The sequence below is a fragment of the Nakamurella sp. UYEF19 genome (assembly GCF_040546275.1).
In the GTDB taxonomy this organism is placed as follows: Bacteria; Actinomycetota; Actinomycetes; order Mycobacteriales; family Nakamurellaceae; genus Nakamurella.
This window is the reverse complement of record NZ_JBEPNO010000015.1, coordinates 42,254-57,041: the sequence shown is the minus strand read 5'-3', so window position 1 is coordinate 57,041 and position 14,788 is coordinate 42,254. Positions and strand designations below refer to the sequence as shown.

11 protein-coding genes and 1 pseudogene are annotated in these 14,788 nt (G+C 66.1%); 6 read left to right on the top strand and 6 right to left on the bottom strand.

Annotation, left to right across the window (positions count from 1 at the left end):
* Positions 1 to 200 precede the first annotated feature (200 nt).
* The 3 genes from ABIB25_RS19020 to ABIB25_RS19010 are packed head-to-tail and all read left to right on the top strand — an operon-like array spanning position 201 to position 5,780.
* On the top strand, positions 201 to 4,862 hold the full coding sequence (locus tag ABIB25_RS19020) for an RHS repeat-associated core domain-containing protein (RefSeq protein WP_354530079.1): 4,662 nt from the start codon (positions 201 to 203) through the stop codon (positions 4,860 to 4,862).
* The gene (locus tag ABIB25_RS19015) at positions 4,847 to 5,209 is read left to right on the top strand and encodes a hypothetical protein (RefSeq protein ID WP_354530077.1); all 363 of its coding nucleotides are present in this window, start codon (positions 4,847 to 4,849) and stop codon (positions 5,207 to 5,209) included. The genes ABIB25_RS19020 and ABIB25_RS19015 overlap by 16 nt, the downstream gene beginning before the upstream one ends.
* Positions 5,210 to 5,231: 22 nt before the next feature.
* The gene (locus ABIB25_RS19010) at positions 5,232 to 5,780 is read left to right on the top strand and encodes an RNA 2'-phosphotransferase (RefSeq protein ID WP_354530076.1); all 549 of its coding nucleotides are present in this window, start codon (positions 5,232 to 5,234) and stop codon (positions 5,778 to 5,780) included.
* Positions 5,781 to 5,897: 117 nt separating this feature from the next.
* Here the strand turns inward: ABIB25_RS19010 and ABIB25_RS19005 are convergent, their stop codons facing one another.
* Complete coding sequence (locus ABIB25_RS19005; protein ID WP_354530075.1) at positions 5,898 to 6,266, bottom strand: hypothetical protein; 369 nt, start codon at positions 6,264 to 6,266, stop codon at positions 5,898 to 5,900.
* Positions 6,267 to 6,355: 89 nt separating this feature from the next.
* On the bottom strand, positions 6,356 to 7,078 hold the full coding sequence (locus ABIB25_RS19000) for a hemerythrin domain-containing protein (RefSeq protein WP_354530074.1): 723 nt from the start codon (positions 7,076 to 7,078) through the stop codon (positions 6,356 to 6,358).
* A gap of 162 nt (positions 7,079 to 7,240) precedes the next feature.
* Between ABIB25_RS19000 and ABIB25_RS18995 the strand changes: the two genes are divergently transcribed.
* Complete coding sequence (locus ABIB25_RS18995; protein WP_354530073.1) at positions 7,241 to 8,356, top strand: LuxR C-terminal-related transcriptional regulator; 1,116 nt, start codon at positions 7,241 to 7,243, stop codon at positions 8,354 to 8,356.
* A gap of 127 nt (positions 8,357 to 8,483) precedes the next feature.
* Positions 8,484 to 10,295, top strand: a complete 1,812-nt coding sequence (locus tag ABIB25_RS18990; RefSeq protein WP_354530071.1) for a sialidase family protein — start codon at positions 8,484 to 8,486, stop codon at positions 10,293 to 10,295.
* Between the two features lie 485 nt (positions 10,296 to 10,780).
* Here ABIB25_RS18990 and ABIB25_RS18985 read toward each other — a convergent pair whose 3' ends face one another.
* Positions 10,781 to 11,215: an Hsp20/alpha crystallin family protein gene (locus ABIB25_RS18985; RefSeq protein ID WP_354530070.1), complete on the bottom strand. Its 435-nt coding sequence runs from the start codon at positions 11,213 to 11,215 to the stop codon at positions 10,781 to 10,783.
* 172 nt (positions 11,216 to 11,387) lie between these two features.
* On the opposite strand from ABIB25_RS18985, the gene ABIB25_RS18980 reads away from it, so the two are divergent.
* The gene (locus ABIB25_RS18980) at positions 11,388 to 11,741 is read left to right on the top strand and encodes a MerR family transcriptional regulator (protein ID WP_354530162.1); all 354 of its coding nucleotides are present in this window, start codon (positions 11,388 to 11,390) and stop codon (positions 11,739 to 11,741) included.
* An 88-nt stretch (positions 11,742 to 11,829) separates the two neighbouring features.
* Here ABIB25_RS18980 and ABIB25_RS18975 read toward each other — a convergent pair.
* The 3 genes and pseudogenes from ABIB25_RS18975 to ABIB25_RS18965 all read right to left on the bottom strand — a co-directional run.
* Positions 11,830 to 12,156 (bottom strand): annotated as a pseudogene (locus ABIB25_RS18975) (CPBP family intramembrane glutamic endopeptidase); the annotation flags it as partial.
* A 374-nt stretch (positions 12,157 to 12,530) separates the two neighbouring features.
* On the bottom strand, positions 12,531 to 14,015 hold the full coding sequence (locus ABIB25_RS18970; RefSeq protein ID WP_354530069.1) for a DUF4389 domain-containing protein: 1,485 nt from the start codon (positions 14,013 to 14,015) through the stop codon (positions 12,531 to 12,533).
* Positions 14,012 to 14,761: an SRPBCC family protein gene (locus ABIB25_RS18965; protein ID WP_354530068.1), complete on the bottom strand. Its 750-nt coding sequence runs from the start codon at positions 14,759 to 14,761 to the stop codon at positions 14,012 to 14,014. Before ABIB25_RS18965 ends, ABIB25_RS18970 begins: the two co-directional genes overlap by 4 nt.
* Positions 14,762 to 14,788 lie beyond the last annotated feature (27 nt).

The following is a 14,788-nucleotide window of genomic DNA, read 5'->3' as shown; positions in this document are numbered from 1 at the left end:
TGGTCGCTGCCCGCACAGTCAGGCCCGCCGCCGGGGTCGGCACGGAAGTTGTCCACAACTTTCCAGGATCTGGTCGCGGCCGTGGGGACCTGGCTAGGGTCGGAACGAGAACCACGTGGGGGTGGTCGGTTTCGCCGGCCTAGCCGTTGCGGGCCGGTGGATGTGCTATCGGACCAAGCCGGACAAGGGGGTGATCAGCGGTGCAGACATCTGTCTTCTCGCTGAACGGAGACGCGGAGTCGATCCAGTCGTCGGCGAGGAATTGGTCGTCTTTCGCCACCGCTGCGTCGACCGCCTCCTCGGACATCCGGCGTATCGACTCCGGTGATTTCCGGGGCGACGAGGCCGACGTCTATCGGGACAGACTCGACCAGGATCTACCACCTCACCTGGACACCACATCGCAAGCGTGGTCGTCTGTGGCATCAGCGTTGCAGACGTACGCAGGCACGCTGGAGAGCCTGCAGCAGCGGATATCCGGATTGTCGGCGAAGGCCGCTGATCAGCAGTCCCAACTGGACTCCGCGACCGACGCGGCAGCCGCCGCCCGGACCGCCGATGCCATACACACGGAAACCGTTGCGGCGCAGACCAGGGCGCTCGAGCCCGGGCAGAGCCTTCCCGCTGACGGATATCAGCCGCAGTGCAGCGTCGCCTCGTCCCAGCTCAACAGTGCGACCGCAGCACTGCAGGCCACCACCGATGCGGCCAATCAGATGCGGGCCGAGCACAACGCCGCGATCGACACGTGCGTCAGGGCGATCAACGACGCCGCCGGGTTGAGATTCGAGGAGCCGCCGGGCTTCTGGGGGCGCCTGGGCAACGCAATCGGTGGATGGATCAGAGATCATGCTGACGTACTCCGCGCGATTTCTGCGGTGCTGAAGCAGATCTCGGGCATCGCAGGACTGCTGGCCATGATTCCGATCCTCGCGCCGGTCATGGCGCCGATCGCCGCGGCCACGGGCGCCGGAGCGTTGGTCATCGACGGCGCTGTCATGGCCGCCACCGGCGAGGGATCGTTGACGGATCTGGTGATCGACGCCGCGGGGCTGATCCCGGGAGGGCGAGCGGCCGGGGAGTTGGCCAAGGGCGCCGATGCAGTGGTGGGCGCGACCAGGACCGCCTCGACGGTGGCGAAGGACGCCCGGGGCGTCCAGACTGTCGCCTCCGAGTCGCGTAGCGCCGAAAAGGCGGCCGCCGGAACAGATCGGGCTGGTTCCAGGGCGACAGACGGTGCCGACACCGCGGTCCTCCACGACACTCCGGCCGACAGCCTGCCGTGTGTCGGCGATCCCATCGACGTGGTGACCGGCCAGATGATCATGATCGAGACGGATCTCGAGCTTCCGGGCGTGCTCCCCCTGACCTTGAAGCGTGTCCACAAGAGCTCCTACCGGTGGGGCCGGGCCTTCGGACCGTCGTGGGCCTCGACCCTCGATCAGCGGGTCGAGATCGGTTCGACCGGAGGGGCTTGTTTCGTCGCCGAGGACGGCGTGGTGCTCCACTACCAGGGTGCGGCATCAGCCCCCGACGGCGTTGCCTACTGGCCGACGGAAGGTATCCAACGGTGGCCGCTACGGCGAATCACCGGTGGTGGTTGGACTGTCGAGGATCCGGACGGGAGGATCATCCGCCGTTTCGCCCCACCGGACGAGGACGACTGCTGCTCTCTCCGCGAGATCAGCGACCGGTATGGCAACACCATCACGTTCGATCGCGGCGCGGACGGATCGGTCAGCACCATCCGGCACTCCGGCGGGTATCACGTCGAGGTCGTTTGCACTGATTCGCTCGTGACGGCTCTGCGGGTTGACGACGTCGGAGGCCCGAACACCGCCGTCTCCTTCGTCTATGACGGGCACGGCAACATGTTGCGGGTCAACGACTCCGAGGGACGGCCCATGCGGTTCGATTGGGCGGACGGCCGAATCATCGGGTGGCGTGACCGCAACGACATCTGGTACCGGTACGACTACGACGAAGTTGGCCGCTGCGTCCGGACGGCCGGGCGTGGACGTGTTTTGTCCTATGGGTTCTCGTACCTGCCGGGCCGAACGCTGGTGACCGATTCGCTCGGCGGTGTCACGACCTACGAGTACAACCGGACGAATCAGGTCACCCGTCGGATCGATCCGCTCGGGCACGTCACCGCATCGGTCTGGGACCGTCACGACCACCTGCTGCTCAAGACCGATCCGCTGGGCCGCTCGACTGAGTTCGAGTACGACGACAACGGCCGACTGATCGAGGTCCTTCATCCAGATGGGACGCGGGAGATGCTGCAGCGCAACCACGATGGACTTCCATGTCGCACGGTGGATGCCGCCGGAGCCGTCTGGACGCGCGCGTACGACTCGGTCGGCAACCTCACGTGCAGCACCGATCCGTTGGGCGGCACGATCCGGTTCACCCACGCTGCGAACGGCGCCGTCGAGAGCGTCACCGACCAGGTCGGTGCGGTCACCACGATCTCGACGAATCCCGCCGGTCTGCCGATCCGCGTATCCGACGTGCTGGGCGCCACCACGCACTTCGACCACGACGGCCGCGGGCGGCTGGTTCGGACGGTTGATCCGATCGGCGGTGTGACGGTGTTCGGTTGGACCGGCGACGGGAAGCTTTCCTCCCGCGTCGGTCCGGACGGCGGGCAGGAGCACTGGACCTGGGACGGTGAAGGCAATCTCACCTCACAGGTCGGTCCAGCCGGCGCCCGGACCGTCATCGAGAACGGGATCTTCGACCTGCCCATCGCTAGGACCGGGCCGGACGGCGCCCGCATGATCTTCACCTACGACACGGAACTGCGTCTGACCTCGGTGCAGAACCCGGCTGGCCTGCGATGGCGGTACGAGTACGACGCTGCCGGACGTCTGGTCGCCGAAACCGACTTCAACGGTCGGTTCCAGCAGTACCGACATGACGACGCCGGCCGACTGGTGGCGATCACCAACGGGCTTGGTCAGGAGATGACCCTGACTTACAGTGCCGCAGGGGATCTTGTCGAGAAGGCCACCGCTGACGGCGCCACGCGCATGACCTACGACCCGGTTGGCCGGCTGATTCGCGCCAAATCTCCAGGCTCAGTGGTCGATCTCGAGCGTGACCTCTGCGGCCGTGTCGTGCGGGAGACGGTCGACGGCCGCTCCGTCGTCCTCGCGCTCGATGCCGTGGGACGCCGGATCTCGCGGCTGACCCCAGCGGGAGTGCTGTCGCAGTGGCAGTTCGACGATGTCGGCCGGGCCCGATCCCTGAAAACCGCTGGGCAGGAGGTGGAGTTCGACTTCGATCGCGCCGGACGGGAGATCCGTCGGAGCTTCTCCGGCGGCGGTCGGCTGGAGCAGGGGTTCGACGCGGCGCATCGGCTGATCAGCCAGGTTTTGGGCACGGTTGCCGATCCGCTGTCGGCGATTTCCGTTGCCGGCTCGGGCGTGCCCAGCCGAAAGGCCCCGATCATGTCTCGCACCTTCGCCTATCGCGTCGATGGTGTGCTCGCCACCATGTCCGACCACGTGGCCACGACGTCACGCAGGTTCGAAGTCGACCTCGCCGGCCGCATCGTCGGCGTGCAGGCCGCCGGGTGGACGGAGAGCTACGCCTACGACAGTTCCGGGAACCTTCGACAGTTCGCGAGCAGCCCAGGGGGCGATGCGGATCAGCTCCCGATCACCGGGCGCCGGGACCACTCGGGCGCGCACGTCATCCGGGCCGGCGGGGTCCGCTACGGTCACGACCGGCAGGGGCGGCTCGTCGCGCGATCACGGAAGCGGTTGTCGCAGAGGGCCGAGACCTGGCACTACGGCTACGACAGCGACGACCGGATGGTCGCCGCGACTTCGGGTGACCAGCGGTGGACCTACTCCTACGACGCGTTCGGCCGGCGGACCAGCAAGCAGCTCGTGGACGGCCAAGGTGTGCTCGCGGAGCACACGCTGTTCACCTGGGACGGCGATCAGCTGATCGAGCAAACCAGGATCAGTGCGGCCGATGATGGTGTACCGGTCGTGACGACCTGGGAGTATCTGCCCGGTACGTGGCAGCCGGTGGGTCAGATCGTCGGCGGTACCGCTGCTGACGCCGAGTTCTTCGCGGTCGTCAGCGATCTGATCGGCACTCCGACGGAGCTGGTGACGGCCGATGGCAGCCGGGTAGCGTGGACCAATGCCGATGCCGCCGTGTGGGGTGCGCCCCGATCTTCCGGGCCGCCCGGTCCGTTCTCGAAGGTGGTCAACAGATCCTCGCCGGACCAACAGCAGTCGAAGAATCGTGTTGACTGCCCGATCCGGTTCCCGGGCCAGTACGCCGACGACGAGACGGGCCTGCATTACAACCGCCATCGCTACTACGACCCCGCGGTCGGCCGATACACCACCGCCGATCCGCTGGGTCTCGCGCCTGCTGACGACCCGTATCGTTACGTCCACAACCCGACCGGCTGGTCCGACCCGCTGGGGCTTACGCCCTGCGGCGGAACAGGTTCGGGGAGCCAACCAGTTCGCCCTGCTGATGTCCGCTACAGCCAGACCTCCGTCAATGACGCCGCCGAGATCGAACAGAGCATGAGAGCAGATGGGTGGGTCGGTGAGCCGATCGATGTGGTCCGAATGCCTGACGGTGGCCTGACAGCCGTTGACAACACCCGCGTTCTGGCCGCCCGACGGGCAGACGTCAACGTGCAGGCCCGGATCCACGATCATGCAGACGCGATCACCCGAAGGGCCGCTGTACGAATGACTTCGGCGCGAAGGGTCCTGCCGACTACGTGGGGAGGAGGCATCCTGAATCGTATCGGTGGCCAGAATGTGCCCTACCGCACCAGGTATCCCCAGGGGTCGCCAATCATCGGATGGAATGGAAGCTGATGGTCGACCTGCTGCCCTCCTCCGATCTTCCGCCTGAGTTTTCGTATCCCGTGGCGTTTCTACGTCTCATCGACAATGGAATCCTCGACTTCGAGCCTTGGCAGCTTCTCTTCGGCGAAATCCTGGTGGAAATGAGAATCGGTTTAGGGGAACGCTATCCGACCAGACAATTGGTGCCCTTCGCACGCAGGATCAACAACGACGACGTCGCGTGCTGGGACCTGGATACCGGGGACATCGCGATCGTGCACGATTGGGCAAGTCCCGGATGGGAGCAGCGCGCCCGCTTTCCTGACTTCAAGGCCTGGCTCCGCGCAGCCTTCGACGAGTTCATCGATTACGAGTAGAGCAGGGACTGGAGGAGCCATCATGGACGACAGCGGCCTGAAGCAGTTGAGCCGTATGGCATCGCATGCGCTGCGACATGATCCGTCGGCGTACGGCCTCGAGCCCGATCCCGAGGGGTGGGTTCCGATCGAAGCTCTGCTCCGAGCGGCTCGGGCACGGGGTGGCCAACTGGCTGAGGCGACTACCGAGGACCTCATCGACATGATCGCAAAGGCTGACAAGGAGCGGCACCAAATGCAGGGAGGATCCATTCGGGCGTTGTACGGGCACTCCCTGGCCGGCAAAATTCCGAAGGCTGTCGGTGAGCCGCCCGAGATTCTCTTCCATGGTACGTCCGCCCGGGCCTGGCGGATCATCCAGACCGAAGGCCTCAAGCCAATGGGCCGTCAGTACGTGCATCTGTCGGTGGACAGGGAGATGGCTGAGCAGGTCGGTCGGCGCAAGGGCCCAGAGTTGGTCGTCATCGCCGTGGCGGCGGTAGCCGCCGGCAGAAGAGGGATCGTCTTCAGACTCGGCAACGACCGTGTCTGGCTCGCCGATCCGATCGCACCCGAGTTCCTGACGATCTGATCAAAAAGGATTGGCACCACTGGAGTGCGGGTCCGTCGTCCAGCACCCTGCTCGTGCGGGCGACGTCGTTGGCCGCCTACTGGAGGCGTCGTGCCAGGTAGAGCATTGTTCGCCGCATCAGTGGTCGACGGGTTCGTCGAGCACCCCAACGAAGTGGGTACCGATGCCTTCGTACTCGCCCCGCACGAAACCGTCCGGTACGTCAGGAAGCTCGTCGCGGCCGTGGGTATCGCAGCTGACGTAGGTGAACTCCGGCCACCACTTCTTGGGCCGCGCCATCTCGGTGCTACCGCAGACGTGGCACGTCAGCTCGACCCACACTGGCTTCCGACCCGTCCGGTTCGCCCTGGACTGGGCGAGCCAGGCCGGCGGATCGGCGTCCAGTCGCGCGACCTCGGCCTCGGACATCCGAGTCGGCAACCCGTTGCGCAGCGCCATCTCCGGTGAAATGTCCAGCCGGACCGCGGCTTCTCTTCGTGTGATCATCTCCGGTCCAGGGTAGAGCGTGTCAAGCGCCCACCGCGCCTACCGCGGACCATGCCGTCGCGCCGCCGGCCGGTCACGCCGCCAGCTTGTCAGGGGGCTGGGACGCCGTGCACCTTTCGGGCGTAACGGGCGTAGCTGCGCCGCGCGATGCCCGGCAGCAGGAGCCGCGGCAAGGCAGGCACGGTCCGCAGCATGTCCGCCAGCACCTCCGGGGCGCCTTCGTACATGAACATTCCGAACACCATGGGTACCTTCAGCTTCGGCAGTGCACTGACGCCGGACCGACCGATCTCCTGCCATTCCTGCGCAGTCAGGCACGTGGAGGCCAGCGGCAGCAGATCCCGCTCCTCGGTATCCAGGTGGGTGGCGAGCAGCGCATGCAACTCCTGCACCTGGTCGGCCAGACGGTCGCGGATCTCCACGTCCGCGGACGCCCTCCACGCCGCCAGCGCACCGTTCACCAGGTTCAACGCCACCTCGATCCGATGGTGCTGCAGCTCCATCAGCTCGATCAACGGTGCCAGCTCGGCCGGCACCCGGGCCAGCAGTTTCGGCCACAGCAGATCGTCCTCACCGGCATGGTGATGGTGCAGGAGGTCGTCGAGGAAATGAAGGTGCGCCCCAACGATCTCCGCCCTCCGAACGTCACCGTCAGCCACCAGGCGGATCAGGGCCGGCGTGAGCCGGTATTCGCGAAGGAGCGCAGTGTGGACCACGATCATGTCCCGGACATCTACGGGGGCGGGTGGAATCGGTTCCGGCGCGACGCTGGGTTCCGCCGGCCACATCCTGATCCGTGGGTCGAGTGTCATCTGGCGCTACCTTTCGTCCGATCTGCGGGCTGTCGGTGGTGAAGCCTGCGGGGCCGGTCGACGCGGGGCCATCCCAGCGTTCTGGGGTTCTCTTCGGCGGCGCGCAGTGGGACGCTGTCATCTCCTGATGGCTCCGAGCCCGGACGGACGGAGGTTTTCCGCATGGTCGGTGGCCGAACGCTGCGAGCGGAGGCACTCCGCCTGCGCCTGACCGGCCTGATCACCGAGAATGGCTCCACCGAGGGGCTTTGTGCGGCGATCTGTGAGTTGCTGGGTCGCGCGATCCCTTTCGACTACGCCTGCCTGGCGACGACGGACCCGTCCACCGGTTTGATCACCGGCGTGGTCAAGACGGACAGCGGTGACTCTGCGGACGAGGAGTTCGCCCGGTACGAGTACGGGATGAACGATGACTACCTCCAATTCTCCGACCTCGTGCGGCGTCCGGTCCCGGTCGCCGTGCTGCAGACGGAAACGGGTGGGCAGCCTGAACGCAGTCGACGCTTTCGGGAATTCCTGCGCCCTCGCTTTTCGCACGGCCACGAGATGCGTGCCGCGTTCCGGACCGGCGGCCGGATGTGGGGTGCGATCGGTCTGTATCGATCGACCGGTCCTGGTGGGTTCACCCAGGATGAGGCCGATCTTGTCGAGACCATCTGCGAATTGGTGGCCATCGGGCTCCGATCGTCCCTGGTCATTGGCACCGCTGGAACCGCGCTTTCGATCACGGGGCCGGCCGCCATGGTCATCGACGCCAACAACGAGCTGCTTTCGGTGACTTCAGCTGCGCAGCAACGTATCGAGGAACTGGGCGGTATTCATTGGGGTGCACTGCCGATGTCGTTGACGGCCATGACGGCAGCGGCGCGGGCCCACGAGCTCGGAAGCGCGGTTGCGCCGCGGTCGCGGATCAGGACGGCCTCGGGACAGTGGCTGGTAGTCCATGCTGCCGCACTGACCACCGCCAACGGTCGAACCGGTGATGTCGTCATCACGCTGGAGATCGCCGGCGCCCCCGAGATCGTCCCCTTGGTGGTGGCCTCGTTCGGGCTGACCAATCGGGAGGAGGATGTGGCTTCCCTTGTCCTGCAGGGTGTTGACACGGCGGGCATCTCGCGGAGCCTCTACCTCTCGCCGTATACGGTGCAGGACCATCTCAAATCCATCTTCGCCAAGGCGGGGGTCGGGAGTCGTCGCGAGCTGACGGCGAAGGTCTTCTTCGAGCAGTACGCCCCGAGAATCGGATCTGCCCGTGGCCCTGACGGGTGGTTCCGCTGACCTCGAATGGCCGCAGCACTGCTCCATTCCGGTGGCGCACAGCTCGAAAGGCTCACTTGGTGTTGCCGACACCACAGGGATCAGGTCTAGTGAGGTCCTTCGCACTGTTCACCATCAGAGAAAGTTGATGACTGTGTCGCCTCGCCTCGGCAGAACGGCTCTCGTTGCGCTCCTGGCTCTCGCCGGATCCATGATCATCCCGCTGGTCGGCGGGGCCACGGCCCAGGCGGCGAGCAAACCGCCCCCGATCGATCCGGGATCCCCTGGCGTCACCGCCCATCCGAACGCACGGGCCGAGCTGCCGGACCGGCGTCGCAACCCTGGTCTGAAAGCCCTGCTGTCGGCGAAAGATGCTGATCGCGGAAGTGAAGGGCCGAACCTCTCGGCCCTGTGCCAGGACGGCGTAGGGCTACCGAATCCCTACCAGAAGATCGCCCCGAACGTCGACCAGATCGTGGGTGACACCATCGTCGGGGTCGGCTCCCAGACCGGCTGTAGCGCCGCGCAGAACGAGAACACCATTGCGGTGAATCCGGAGAACCCCGACAACCTGGTCGCCGGGACGAACGATTACCGCATCTTCAACAGCCGCGAGCAGCGCAATGACGGATCCGGTTACGCGTACACGACCTTCGACGGCGGCAAGACATGGAAGAACGTCCAGCTGCCGCATCTGACGTTCCAGACCGGCGGTAGCGGCGCCTTCGCCCAGATGGATTCAGCCGGTGACCCGGTCCTCGCCTTCGGGCCCCACAACACCGTGTACTACGGCAACATCGTGTTCAGCCGCGGCGTGCCGACCGGTGCCGGTACCGAAGCAGCGAATGGCATCGCGCTGAACGTTTCCCATGACGGCGGCCTGCACTGGGACAACCCGATCCTGATCCAGGCGGACGGCGTCGATGCCGCCGGCAACCTGTTCCCCAGCCAGATCTTCAACGACAAGATCTGGCTGGCCGCCGACCAGACCAGCGGACGGGTCTACGTGACCTGGTCCCGGTTCGCCGATACTGCTGACGGCGGCTATCTGGAATCGCCGATCGTGGTGGCGGCCAGCGCCAACTACGGTCGCACTTTCGCCCCCTATTCCCGGGTCGACACCACGTTGGACGGCTTCCAACCACATGGGCTGACGCCGTTCTCGCAGGGTTCGAATCCGAAGGTCGGACGCGACGGCACCCTGTACATCGCGTACGAGGGCGAGGTCTGTGCCACGCTCGCCTGCGACCAGGTCGGCAACGGCGACCGCGACGTCACGGTGGTGGCGACGTCCAAGGATCATGGGCGCACGTTCAAGAAGGCGATCGTCGACACCAACTACGACTTCCCGTTCGACGAGCCGCTCGGCACCCCGACGCTGACCGGCGAGAACTTCCGGATCAACAGCTACCCGCAGCTCGACTACGACCGGTTCACCGGTCTGCTCGCTCTCACCTGGGCGGATGATCGGAACGGGCGGTACGACCCGACGACGGGAGCCTCGATCAAATCCAACGGAGACAACATCGTCTCGCTGTCCGCCGACGGCTCGCATTGGAGCAGGACGATCGCTGTCGGTACCTCCGAGGACGAGGTCTTCGGCGCGATCGCCATCCGATATGGCGTCGTCGCGGTGACGTCGTACACGCGGCACTACGACAGTTCCGGTATCAACCTGGACTACGCGTACTGGACGTCGACGGACGTGCTGCGGAGCCGGTCCCTGCCTATCCACCGGATCACCACCGAGTCCTCCAACCCCCAGGTGCAGTTCGTCGGGACCGATGACCAGGGAAATGTCGTGCAGGGCCTTTTCATCGGCGACTACACGGGAGCCGTGCTGGGTGCCGATCTCAAGCTTCACCCGTCGTGGACGGACTTCCGTGGCAATCCCGGCAAGACGGCGCCGAACCAGGACTCCTACACCGCCTCGATCCGCCTCGGTTCTGGCCGCGGGTAGCCCGGCCGGCCGTCTACATTTCCAGCAAACACATCGAAGAGCCGGTCCCGGTGCGCGGCGGGGGATGCCCTGCAACGCAACGGAACCGGCTCTTGGTGAGTGTCTGATCATCAAGTGTTCGTGAGCCCTGTGATTTCGTACCTCCTCTGATTCGGTTCGGTCAGGTTTGCTGGTGCGCTCACCATCCAGTGCCGCGAGGCGGTGAGCGCTCCTGGCCGGGGTCTCTGGCGGGAGCCGGCTCGGAACCCACCAGTGGTCGGGAGCGAGCCGGTATCCATCGGTGCGAGGGACCCGAATTCGGCCTCTGGCAACGATTCTGAGCCATTCGGGTCGGCACCCGTGTCGGCCATTCCGCGGCGATGATGGCGTCGAACTCGGCCCGCAGCATGTCCTCGTCGAGCCACAGGGCGAGGAAGACCTCCGTCGTCTCCACGTTGTTCGCCATTCGTCTTCACCTACCTGGGTCGGTTTGTGACGGGTCGGGGTCAGGCGTCGACGAGCTTCCGGTCCTGCTGGGCCGGTTGGTCGATGCGGATCTTGCGGGGCTTGGCCTTCTCGGCGACCGGGATTCGGAGCGTGAGGACACCGCCGTCGTAGGCGGCCTTCACGCGTTCGGTATCCAACGTGTCCCCGAGGATCAATTGGCGGCTGAAGACACCGCGTGGGCGCTCCGCAGCAACGAATTCCCGGTCGCCCTGCGCTGGCTTGCGTTCGGCTTTCACGGTCAGCACGTTGCGTTCGACGTCCAGGTCGATCGAATCCGGGTCCACCCCGGGCAGATCGAACTCGACGACGAACTCGTGACCTTCACGCCAGGCATCCATCGGCATGGCCGACGGTCGGGCCAGGGTCCCGGGTGTTCCGACGACCTGCTGACTCAGCCGGTCGAACTCCCGGAACGGATCAGTGCGCATCAGCATTGGTTCTTTCCTCCTCCTCAGACAGTCAGGGTGATGCCCTATCCGGTCACCACCGTCCTGATGTGTGGCGGTGGTGATAGATTTTTTTATAGCAGCGGTTCGACGGCGATCGCAAGTGTGAGAACCATGAGAGGAACTTGAGTTGCCCGATCTGCTGAGCGGCGAGTCCGGTCTGCCAGCGGGTGAGGACGCCAGGGGTGTCTACGGCATCTCCGTCGCTGCCGAACTCACCGATGTCGGGGTGCAGAACATCCGCGCCTACGAACGCCGCGGACTTCTGGAGCCCGCTCGCACCGACGGCGGCACCCGCCGCTACAGCAACGACGACCTGACCCGCCTGCGACGAATCAGGGACCTGCTCGCCGGCGGTCTCAACCTGGCCGGAATCATCCTCGTGCTCCGGTTGGAAGGCGAGAATGCCGACCTGCGAGCCGAAGTTGGGAGGCCGGGCCGGCGTGGGTCGAATTCGTCCGGGGACCGAGCACCGTCGGGAGGCCCCGCCGCCGCGCTACCAGTTCGGCAGTGACCAGGACGACGGCCTGGACCATGACGACCGTGGTGACGACCGCAGCGACGATCCCGCTCGCCGCGGCCGTGGCGCTCACCATGTTGAAGCCCGCGTGCCAGACCGCCACCAGGGCAATGCTTCCGGACCGGTTGTACAACCAGCCCAGGACGATCGACCCGGCGGTGAGCCCGAGGAGCCAGCCGATCACCGTTCCGGCCGAGAAGTCGCGGAAGTTGTTCACCACCAGGAACATCGGTAGGTGCCAGCCGGCCCAGATCAAGGAGAGCACCAGCATGGCGGTCAACGGCGAGAACCGGCGCTGCAGAGCGGGAAGGGCGAAACCTCGCCAACCCGTCTCCTCCCCGAAACCGTTGACGAGCAACATCAGGATCGCCACCCCGGTGACGCCCAGAGCCGAGGAGAGACCACTCATCCGGGCGAAATCAGCGACCGCCGGCAGCTGCTGTCCGGCGATCTTGTCAGCCGCCAACGCGACGCCGAGGAGGAGCAGCGGGCTGATCGCCCACGCCCACCACCGGAGGGACACGCGGACCCGGACCATGCCCGTCAGCAGTCGGCGGAGCGTTCCGGTTCGCCACGCGACCAGCACAGCGGCCACCATGGGCCCGAGCAACGCCGGGAAATGGGTGGGCCAGCCCTGGCCCTCCTGGACCCGGAAGCCCGCGACGGCCAACGGCACCAACCACAACCAACTCAGCCCGTAGGCGAGGAGAACATAGGCGAGCAGCCCCTTCTCGGGTCGGGCCGCCTGCCCCGGGCCCGATCGGACCGGGGATGCGGTGTGGGTCATGGTCCGCCTCGGCTACCCGCCGGTTCCGGGGTGCGGGGGTCGGCCGGACCGGCGGTCGGGTGCCACGGCGGCGGGTTGGTGGGCTCGGTTCCGCCCTGGTCGAGCCGGAACGGTGGGTACCGATCGGTCATCAAGGCCGAGTACGCGACGACCCGGTAGATCCAGCGGTTCACCCCCACGATGAGGTTGTAGAGCGACGTCGGGTACCGGCCGGTGAACAGCAGCACACAACCCGCAACGACGATGAGCAGACCGAGTACCCCGCCGCCGCCGATCGGTCCGAGCGCGAAACGGTCGCCGTCCAAGGAGCTCCAGCCGAACCAGTTGCCGACCGCCACCGACAGGATGAGGTAGTGCGGGATGGCCAGGAGCCACCACTTGATCAGGACCAGCCCGCGGGAAAGCCGCACAGGGTAGGCGATGTCAAGAACGACCGGGTAGTCCGGAGCTCTACCCAGGCTGAAGGGTGGGTACTCGTCGGTGCCGATGCCACCGGAGAACGCGTAGTAGGAGACCCGACAGGTCCAGCGCAGGACGCCGCGGTTGAACTCGAACAGCGCCCTCGGATACACGCCGGTGAACAGAATGGCGACTCCTGCGACGACCGTGACCAGGACAAACGCCGGCAGCAGGAAGAACAGGATCAGGAAGTGCGGAAAGGCCAGGAACAATTTCACCAGCCACAGCCACCGGGACAACCCCGGGTCCAGCCGGGCGGTCAGCACGACCGGATGCTCGGCGGTGGCAGTCACACCCCGCCCTGGAGGAAGCGTCGAGTTCAGTGGCAGGAGTCGGTCTCCGTCCCGGTCCCGCCGCCGGCCGGAGGCGCCGACGACGATCAGGGCGATCGCACCGCCGGTGACGAGAAGCCCGAAGCCCAGCAGGATCAGGGCCAGCGGCAGCAGGAATGGCGCCTTGACCTGAAAGGCAGCGTCGCTGGTGATCCCGGGTGTCCCGTCGGCGTTCATGAGCACCATCACCCACTGACCACCGGTGGCGGTGAAGTCCAGCCCCTGGGACCCGGTGCCGGTGGCCTTGGTGGCCCAGAAGGTCTGCTCGGACGGCACTGTCGCTTCGCCGGTCCCGGCGGTGGTCCGGTAGACGGGCCTTCCGCCTCCGGTGAGCGAGGTGACGTCATCGTGGGTGATGCCGCGGAGGTAGGTGTCCACCTGAGCGGCCGGCCCGATGCCGACGAAGATCTTCTGTGCGGGATCGGTCGATGCGACACGGAGGCGCACGTCGGTGCGCAGTTCGTCGGTCAGCCAGACGGGAGTACCGAGATCATTGGTGACCGCAGGGCTTCGGGCCGTGATCGCCGCCGTGGGGCTGTGCAGATCGTTGACGGTCAACGAGAAGTAGCCGTCGTCGTTCCGACCGAAGGCGTAGCCCAACGCGAGGCCGCCACCGCCCAACAGTGTCCCGATTCCGGGCAGCAGCAGTAGGCAACCGACGACCAGCGCAATGATGCGTCCGGATTTCATCGCAGGACTTCCTTGATCTGCTGGTCGATCGTGTTTGCGCTGGGGACATTCCGCGGTCGGCGTCGTTCGAAGTGCTGGGCTGCAGGAGAGTTCGGGTGGAGCGTGAGGACGTTCGCCGTGAGCGGCAGCGAGTCGCCGGGCGCCTGTTCCGCACGTTTCTTGATGGTGCGCAGCATGCGAACGCTCATCAGGCAGCTGAGTAGCTCGGCCGGCTGGACGATCAACGGGGCCCACCGGTTCTTGTAGAGGTAGCGTTCCCGCACCACCAGCCGGCTCGTCCCGTCCGGGGCCCGACGGATCACGAAGGCCCAGGTGAAGTCGTACGGCGGCGCCGTCGACCCCATGGGAACGGCCCCGCGCAGCACCAGGGCTGTACCGGGCTCGAGCGCGGCCACCGAAAGGGGAAGTTGTGGTGCCAGTTTGATTTCGGTACCGACCGCTGGGTGCTGCCACTCGGGGTGCACGCGGTCCGCGCTGTGGATGTCGCAGCCGATCAGGTTCTCCAGGAAGTCGTAGCTGTAGAACCCGCCGCGACCCTGCCCGAGCTGGGCGATCCAAGGCCAGACGTCCTCGGGTGCCGCATGAATGCTGATGGCCCTCGTGGCCATGAGATTCGTGTCCGGGAGCAGCGTGTCGCCTGGGAGGTAGGACCATTGCTCCGCCGCGGTGACGCCCCACCGCAGGTACCGCCTTCGGATCAGCGTCGCGAGGAACACTGCACTGCTCGCCATCATCACATTTCTCATCAGCGTTGGACCTTCCACCTCACGGAG

What these genes read in the sequence shown, in the direction of transcription:
- ABIB25_RS19005 (WP_354530075.1), bottom strand. Translation starts at nt 6,266, where the DNA reads ATGATCACACGAAGAGAAGCCGCGGTCCGGCTGGACATTTCACCGGAG.
- ABIB25_RS18985 (WP_354530070.1), bottom strand. Translation starts at nt 11,215, where the DNA reads ATGCTGATGCGCACTGATCCGTTCCGGGAGTTCGACCGGCTGAGTCAG.
- ABIB25_RS18965 (WP_354530068.1), bottom strand. Translation starts at nt 14,761, where the DNA reads ATGAGAAATGTGATGATGGCGAGCAGTGCAGTGTTCCTCGCGACGCTG.
- ABIB25_RS18990 (WP_354530071.1), top strand. Translation starts at nt 8,484, where the DNA reads ATGACTGTGTCGCCTCGCCTCGGCAGAACGGCTCTCGTTGCGCTCCTG.
- ABIB25_RS19010 (WP_354530076.1), top strand. Translation starts at nt 5,232, where the DNA reads ATGGACGACAGCGGCCTGAAGCAGTTGAGCCGTATGGCATCGCATGCG.
- ABIB25_RS19000 (WP_354530074.1), bottom strand. Translation starts at nt 7,078, where the DNA reads ATGACACTCGACCCACGGATCAGGATGTGGCCGGCGGAACCCAGCGTC.
- ABIB25_RS18970 (WP_354530069.1), bottom strand. Translation starts at nt 14,015, where the DNA reads ATGAAATCCGGACGCATCATTGCGCTGGTCGTCGGTTGCCTACTGCTG.
- ABIB25_RS18995 (WP_354530073.1), top strand. Translation starts at nt 7,241, where the DNA reads ATGGTCGGTGGCCGAACGCTGCGAGCGGAGGCACTCCGCCTGCGCCTG.
- ABIB25_RS19015 (WP_354530077.1), top strand. Translation starts at nt 4,847, where the DNA reads ATGGAATGGAAGCTGATGGTCGACCTGCTGCCCTCCTCCGATCTTCCG.